This is a genomic window from Pseudoxanthomonas sp. J35 (assembly GCF_000513995.1).
In the GTDB taxonomy this organism is placed as follows: Bacteria; Pseudomonadota; Gammaproteobacteria; order Xanthomonadales; family Xanthomonadaceae; genus Pseudoxanthomonas.
In genome coordinates, this window is sequence record NZ_AZVB01000027.1 from 24229 (window position 1) to 31207 (window position 6979).

Annotated in this window: 5 protein-coding genes; 3 read left to right on the forward strand and 2 right to left on the reverse strand. The window is 69.9% G+C overall.

The genetic code is table 11. The annotated features are described in order from the left end of the window. Window positions 1-60: 60 nt before the first annotated feature. From PSEJ35_RS0113345 to PSEJ35_RS0113355, 3 genes are all read left to right on the forward strand, one after another. A complete protein-coding gene (locus tag PSEJ35_RS0113345; protein WP_232207670.1) occupies window positions 61-2526 on the forward strand; it encodes a prolyl oligopeptidase family serine peptidase in 2466 nt (821 codons plus the stop codon). A gap of 306 nt (window positions 2527-2832) precedes the next feature. After that, entirely contained in the window at window positions 2833-4722 is a 1890-nt protein-coding gene (gene prpE, locus PSEJ35_RS0113350; protein WP_028918228.1) for a propionate--CoA ligase, read from the forward strand. Window positions 4723-4981: 259 nt separating this feature from the next. After that, the gene (locus tag PSEJ35_RS0113355) at window positions 4982-5650 is read left to right on the forward strand and encodes a methyltransferase domain-containing protein (RefSeq protein ID WP_028918229.1); all 669 of its coding nucleotides are present in this window, start codon (window positions 4982-4984) and stop codon (window positions 5648-5650) included. A 122-nt stretch (window positions 5651-5772) separates the two neighbouring features. Here the strand turns inward: PSEJ35_RS0113355 and PSEJ35_RS0113360 are convergent, their stop codons facing one another. After that, complete coding sequence (locus PSEJ35_RS0113360) at window positions 5773-6429, reverse strand: alkyl sulfatase C-terminal domain-containing protein (protein WP_028918230.1); 657 nt, start codon at window positions 6427-6429, stop codon at window positions 5773-5775. After that, window positions 6426-6979, reverse strand: a 554-nt coding sequence (locus tag PSEJ35_RS16280; RefSeq protein WP_232207668.1) for an IS30 family transposase, incomplete at its 5' end; no start/stop codon positions are given. The genes PSEJ35_RS0113360 and PSEJ35_RS16280, both read right to left, overlap by 4 nt.

The following is a 6979-nucleotide window of genomic DNA, read 5'->3' on the forward strand; positions in this document are numbered from 1 at the left end:
GATTCTTGGATGCACGGGGAAAGCCGGATGCGCGTGACTTGGGGAATGCTGGGAATGACGATGCTGGCCGGGAGCGCGTTTGCGCCGGCCGCGCAGGCAGCGGAGGGCGGTTACCTCACGCCGCCGGAACCGCTGCTGGGGGTGATGCGCGCGCCGCTCAATCCTTCGCCGGCGATCGATCCCACCGCCACCACCGCGCTGCTGCTGCGGCAGTCGCCGTATCCGCCGATCGAGCGCGTGGCCGAGCCGTACCTGAAGCTGGCCGGCGTGCGCGTGGAACCGCGCAACCACAGCCGCCACGACCGCTCCAACGGCTACGGCATCCGCACCTGCCTGGAAGGCTTCGACCTGCTCGACCTGGCCAGCGGCCGGCAGATGCCGGTGCAGCTGCCCGACGGCGCCTGCCCGGGCGTGCCGGCGTGGTCGCCGGATGGCCGCCTGTTCGCCTTCGACAACACCACCGATAGCGGCGTGGAGCTTTGGGTCGGCGACGCCACCGATGGCCGCGTGCGCCGCATCGAGGGCGCGCAGCTCAACACCATCCTCGGCGGCGCCGTGCAGTGGCTCGGCGGCAGACACGAGCTGCTGGTGAAGCTGGTGCCGGACAACCTCGGTCCGATGCCGCAGAAGGCCGCGGTGCCGCCGGGCCCGGAGATCAAGGAAGCCATTGCCGGCAAGGGCGAGAGCAGCACCTACGAGGCGCGCGACCTGCTGACCGGCCCGGAGGACGAGGCGCTGTTCGACTACTTCGCCACCGCGCAGCTGGCCGCCGTCGACGTGGCCACCGGCGCGGTGAAGAAGATCGGCGCGCCGGCGGTATACGCCAGCGTCGATGCCGCGCCCGACGGCCGCCACGTGCGCCTGCAGCGGCTCAAGCGCCCGTATTCGTACGTGACCACCTACGCGCGCTTCGCCCACGACGTGCAGGTGCTGGACCTGGCCGACGGCGGCGTCCGCACCATCGCCAGCCTGCCGGTCGCCGACCGCGTGCCGGTGCGCGGCGTGCCGACCGGGCCGCGCAGCTTCAGCTGGCGCGCCAACCAGCCGGCCACCCTGGTCTGGGCCGAGGCGCTGGACAACGGCGACTGGAAGGTCGAGGTGCCCGCGCGCGATCGCCTGATGACCCTGGCTGCGCCGTTCACCGGCAAGCCGAAGGAAGTCGCGAAGGTGAAGCAGCGTTACGCCGGCCTGTCCTGGTTCGAGGACGGCGGCCGCGCGCTGCTGGCCGAGTACGACGCCAACCGCAACTGGGTCACCACCACGCTGGTGGACGCCGACAGGCCGGGCGCACCGGGCCGCGTGCTGTGGGACCTGTCGACCGACGAGCTCTACGCCGATCCGGGCTCGCCGCAGTACCGCGTGCTGGCCAACGGCGCGGCGGTGCTGCGCGAGGAGGACGGTGCGCTGTTCCTGCGCGGGCAGGGCGCTTCGCCGCAGGGCGACCGTCCGTTCCTGGACCGCTATGACCTGGCCACCGGCGCGACCACGCGCCTGTTCCGCAGCAGCGCCGATGCGCTGGAGCAGTTCGTCGGGTTCGCGGGCGGCGACACCGGCAAGCTGCTGACCTGGCACCAGTCGCCGCTGGATCCGCCGAACCTGTACCTGCGCACGCTCGGCGAGCGCATCGAGGGCGCCGCCGAAGGCGAGGCGGTGCATGCCTCCGGGCGCGTGGCCATCACCCGCTTCCCCGATCCGGCGCCGCTGGCGCGCGGGGTGAAGAAGCGGCTGGTGACGTACAAGCGCAAGGACGGCGTGGACCTGTCGTTCACCCTGTACACGCCGCCGGGGTACGTCGAAGGCACGCGCCTGCCGGCGATCCTGTACGCGTATCCGAACGATTACGCGGATCCGTCCAAGGCGGGCCAGGTGAGTGGGTCGGAGCAGACCTTCACCCGCCTGGCCAACTACCGCCTCCTGCTGCTGGCCGGCTACGCGATCATCGACAACGCCTCGTTCCCGATCGTCGGCGACCCGAAGACCGCCTACGACACCTATCTCGAACAGCTGGTCGCCAACGCCGAGGCCGCGGTGGACAAGGCGGTGGAGCTGGGCGTGGTCGACCGCAACCGCATCGGCGTCACCGGCCACAGCCACGGCGCGCTGATGACCGCCAACCTGCTGGCGCACACCGACCTGTTCCGTGCCGGCGTGGCGTCCAGCGGCGGCTACAACAAGACGCTGACCCCGTTCGGCTTCCAGAACGAGCGTCGTTCGTTCTGGGCGGCGCCGAAGGTGTACGACCAGGCCTCGGCGTTCTTCCACGCCGCGAAGATCGACGAGCCGCTGCTGCTTGTGCACGGCGCCGACGACGCCAATCCCGGCACCGAGCCGACCCAGTCGCCGCGCCTGTTCCAGGCGATCCGCGGCAACGGCGGCACCACTCGCCTGGTGATGCTGCCGTTCGAGCCGCACTGGTACACCGCCCAGGAATCGAACGAGCACTTCGTCGCCGAGATGCTGGCCTGGTTCGACCGCTACGTGAAGCCGGCGAAGGCCGGGGCGCAGAAGAAGACCGCCGCGCGCTGAGGCCCCGCCGCACGGGCCGGGTGCGCGCCGCGTAGAGTCGGGCTTGCCCGACTCCCACGCCGGGTCCCCGGCGCCTTCGAAGAGCAGCGGGGCAAGCCCCGCTCTCCAGGAGGTCCCACGCCTCGGAACCGACACGGTCCCGGATCCGCCGCCCCCCTGTTCACCGGATTGATCGCGACGATCAACGTGTCCGTCCCCCCACCGCCGCGTAACCCGCGGTTTTCCGGCGGTTTTCATACCAAGGTCTTAACGCATCCGGCCGGGGTGCGGGTCTAGCCTGCGGACAGATCCCCCGAGGCAGGCCAGATGCAATACGAAGACTTCTACCGGCGTTCGATCGAAGCTCCGGAAGAGTTCTGGGCCGAGCAGGCGCAGGCCATCCACTGGCATGTGCCGCCGCAGAAGATCCTCGACTATTCCAACCCGCCGTTCCGCAAGTGGTTCGTCGGCGGCCAGACCAACCTCTGCTACAACGCGGTCGACCGCCACCTGGAAGAGCGCGGCGACCAGCTCGCCCTGGTCGGCTGGTCCACCGAGACCGGCAGCGTCCGCGAGCTGACCTTCCGCGAGCTGCACCGCGAAGTGAACAGCTTCGCCGCCGCGCTGTGCTCGCTGGGCGTGGGCAAGGGCGACCGCGTGGTGATCTACATGCCGCACACCGTCGATGCGGCCATCGCCATGCTGGCCTGCGCACGCATCGGTGCGGTGCACTCGGTCGTGTTCGGCGGCTTCGCCGCGCACAACCTGGCCCTGCGCATCGACGACGCGCAGCCGAAGGTGCTGGTCTGCGCCGATGCCGGCAGCCGCGGCGGCAAGGTGATCCCGTTCAAGCCGCTGGTCGACGAGGCGCTGGCGCGTGCGCAGCATCTGCCGGTGCACGTGCTGGTGGTCAGCCGCGACCTGGCCGAGGTGTCGCTGCAGCCCGGTCGCGACCTGGTCTACGCGCCGCTGCGCGAGATCCACGCCGACGCCGAAGTGCCGGTGGAATGGCTGGAGTCCAACGAGCCCAGCTACATCCTCTACACCTCCGGCACCACCGGGAAGCCGAAGGGCGTGCAGCGCGACGTCGGCGGCTACGCGGTCGCGCTGGCGCTGTCGATGTGGTCGGTCTACGACGTGCGCGCCGGCCAGGTGATGTTCTCCACCTCCGACATCGGCTGGGTGGTGGGGCATTCGTACAACGTGTACGGGCCGCTGATCGCCGGCGCCACCTCGATCCTCTACGAAGGCCTGCCCACCTGCCCGGATCCGGGCATCTGGTGGAAGATCTGCGAGCGCTACGGCGTGCGTACCATGTTCTCCTCGCCGACCGCAGTGCGCGTGCTGAAGAAGCAGGACACGGAGTGGCTGAAGCGCCACGACCTGTCCAGGCTGCAGTACCTGTTCCTGGCCGGCGAGCCGCTGGATGAGCCGACCGCCGACTGGATCACCAGCGCGCTGGGCAAGCCGGTGATCGACAACTACTGGCAGACCGAGACCGGCTGGCCGGTGCTGACGCTGATGCCGGGCGTGGAGCTGAAACCGGTGAAGCTGGGTTCGCCGGGCCTGCCTTCGCCGGGCTACAAGTTGCGCGTCATCGACGAGACCACCGGCGAGGACGTGGGCCCCGGGCAGAAGGGCGTGCTGGCGATCCAGCCGCCGCTGCCACCGGGCTGCCTGACCACGGTGTGGGGCAACGACGAGCGCTTCGTCGCCAGCTACTTCGGCCACTTCCGGGAACAGCTGTACAGCTCGCTGGACTGGGCGATCCGCGACGAGGACGGCTACACCTTCATCCTCGGCCGCACCGACGACGTGATCAACGTCGCCGGCCACCGCCTGGGCACGCGCGAGATCGAGGAATCGGTGTCCAGCCACCCGGCGGTGGCCGAGGCGGCCGTTATCGGCGTGCACGACGAAATCAAGGGCCAGGTGCCGGTGGTGTTCGCCACGCTGCGCCAGGCCGACCGCGATCCGGCCGAAACCGCCTGCCAGATGATGCGCACGGTGACCGAACAGCTCGGCGCGGTGGCGCGTCCCTCGCGCGTGTACGTGGTCGGCGCACTGCCGAAGACCCGCTCGGGCAAGCTGCTGCGCCGCTCGCTGCAGGCCCTGGCCGAGCATCGCGATCCGGGCGACCTGTCCACGCTGGACGACCCGAACGCGCTGGAAGAAGTTAAAAGGGCTCTGGAGCGGGGCGCGGACGCCGGCAACTGAGCGAAGGATCGCTCGGGCAGCCGCGTCCCGGTCCGGTTCTGCCGGATCGAGCCGGCATGGTCCCTGCCCGTTGCCGCGGGCGGTGCCAAACCTGAACGGTCGCGGCCGTCGCCGCGGCCCGCGTCGTCCGGCTCGCGTAACATGGCCGCAGGCCATCGGCCTTTCCTGCGTCCCGTTCGGTCCCCGCGGCCTTCCGATTCGCTCCCATCCACCGCACGACCCGGCACGCCCATGCGTCCGGTGCACGACGGGAGCTCCCATGCCCGGTTATCTCACCCGCAACGAACACGTCTCCATCGGCGGACGCGACTGGCGCCTGCGCGTCCTGCAGGATCGCCAGCAGTTTTCCGATCCCGATGGCCACGCCGGACGGATGGGCATCTCCTCGGCGCAGTGGAGCCTGTTCGGCCAGCTGTGGCCCGCCGGCCGCCTGCTGGCGCAGGCGATGCAGCGCTTCGACATCGAGGGCAAGCGGGTGCTGGAACTGGGCTGCGGCATCGGTCTGGCCAGCCTGGTACTGCAACAGCGCGGCGCCGACGTGGTCGCCTCGGACATGCATCCGCTGGCCGAATCCTTCCTCGCCTACAACGCCGCGCTCAACGCGCTGCCGGCGCTGCACTACCGCCAGCTGCGCTGGGACGTGCCGTTGCCGACGCTGGGCCACTTCGACCTGATCATCGCCAGCGACGTGCTGTACGAGGCCGAGCATGCCGCGCTGCTGGCCGGCGTCATCGACCGCCACGCCTGGCCGGAAGCCGAAGTCCTGCTCACCGACCCGGGCCGCGGCAACAGCGCCCGCTTCAGCCGGATGATGGCCGAGCGCGGCTTCGCCCTGGCCGAGGAACGCTGCCCGATGGACGACGGCGAGGCGCCGCCGTACCGCGGGCGGCTGCTGCACTACACCCGCAGCGGCGCCGGCTCCGCGTAAGCACGCGTGCCGGCTTCCGCACCGGCCCGGGCACCGGTCCGGGCGGTGTGCGCATGGCCCACCTCGCGTCCGTCGTCGCGCCGCTGCCGGGGCGCGCGGCCCGCGCCCACGCTCGCACCGCCTCAGTCGGCCATCCTCATCGCCGGCTGGATGACCATCTGGAACGGCTTGGTGCTGGCTGGCGTCGGAGGCGCGTTGGCGGTGCCGGGGAACACCTCGAAGTCCGGGGTGAACTGGATGAGGATGCCGGCCAGCTGCTGCAGCGGCCGTGTGTTGCCGCTGAAGCGCACCTTGCCCTGGCGTTCCAGGTCCTCGAAGCTGGCCGCGCCCATCATCAGCTGGTCCAGGTCGGTGCGGTCGAGGGTGATCGTCAGCGTGGCCTTCGGGTCGGTGAAGCCCTTGATGTTGGTGAGCGTGGCGTTGCTCATCTCGACCAGGTACTTCTCGCCGTTGTCCGGGGTGGGCAGGTTGATGGTGAAGGCCATGCCCTCGGCTTTGCGGCTGTCCATGCTGATGCCGAGGAAGTCCAGCCACTGCTCGGTGGCCATGGCGCGGATCACGTCCGGCCCGGTTGAGGAGGGCGCCACGCCTTCCTGCATGCCCGAGCGCAGCTCGTAGGCCATGTTGAGGTAGCTGTTGCGCAGGCTCGGCGATTCGCGCTGGTAGCCGATCTGTTCGAAGGCATCGGCCAGCAGGTTGCGCGCGGCCTGGTTGGACGGCTCGGCGAACACCAGCCGGTTGAGGATCTCGCCGGCGTGCAGGTACTTGGGCCGCCTCAAGAATCAAGTGCAACGCGGTTGCGGAAAAGCTGGATTTCCTCTGCCAGCGCTTGCTCGGGCGTTCGCCATCCCAGGGTCTGCCGGGGCCGCCCGTTGAGCAGTCGGGCAATGTCGTTCAACTGGGTCTGGGACAGGCCTGAGAGATCAGTCCCCTTGGGCATGAACTGCCTCAACAATCCGTTGGTGTTCTCGTTGCTCCCGCGCTGCCAGGGGGCATACGGATCCGCGAACCAGATGTCGATGTTCAGCCGCCGCGCCAGCTCTTCGTGACGTGCCATCTCGCTGCCGCGGTCGTAAGTCGGGCTCTCGCGCAGGAAGGCCGGCAGCTTCTTCATCTGCCGCGTAAAGCTCTCCAGCGCCGACTCGGCGCTGCAGTCCTCCATCTGGGTGCTGGCGGCGACGTGGTCGCGTGTGGCCAGGCGGGTGAGGAAGGCCTCGACCGCCGCCCCGTCAAGATCGCGCGGATGCCGCGGCAGGTACGCCCGGATATACCGGCGAATCCAGTAAAGGTAGGCCTGCTCGGTACGCAGGCTGTAATGCTTGAGCCGCA

Coding starts and splice junctions, on each gene's coding strand:
- PSEJ35_RS0113345 (WP_232207670.1), top strand. CDS start 61: ATGCTGGCCGGGAGCGCGTTTGCGCCGGCCGCGCAGGCAGCGGAGGGC.
- prpE (WP_028918228.1), top strand. CDS start 2,833: ATGCAATACGAAGACTTCTACCGGCGTTCGATCGAAGCTCCGGAAGAG.
- PSEJ35_RS0113355 (WP_028918229.1), top strand. CDS start 4,982: ATGCCCGGTTATCTCACCCGCAACGAACACGTCTCCATCGGCGGACGC.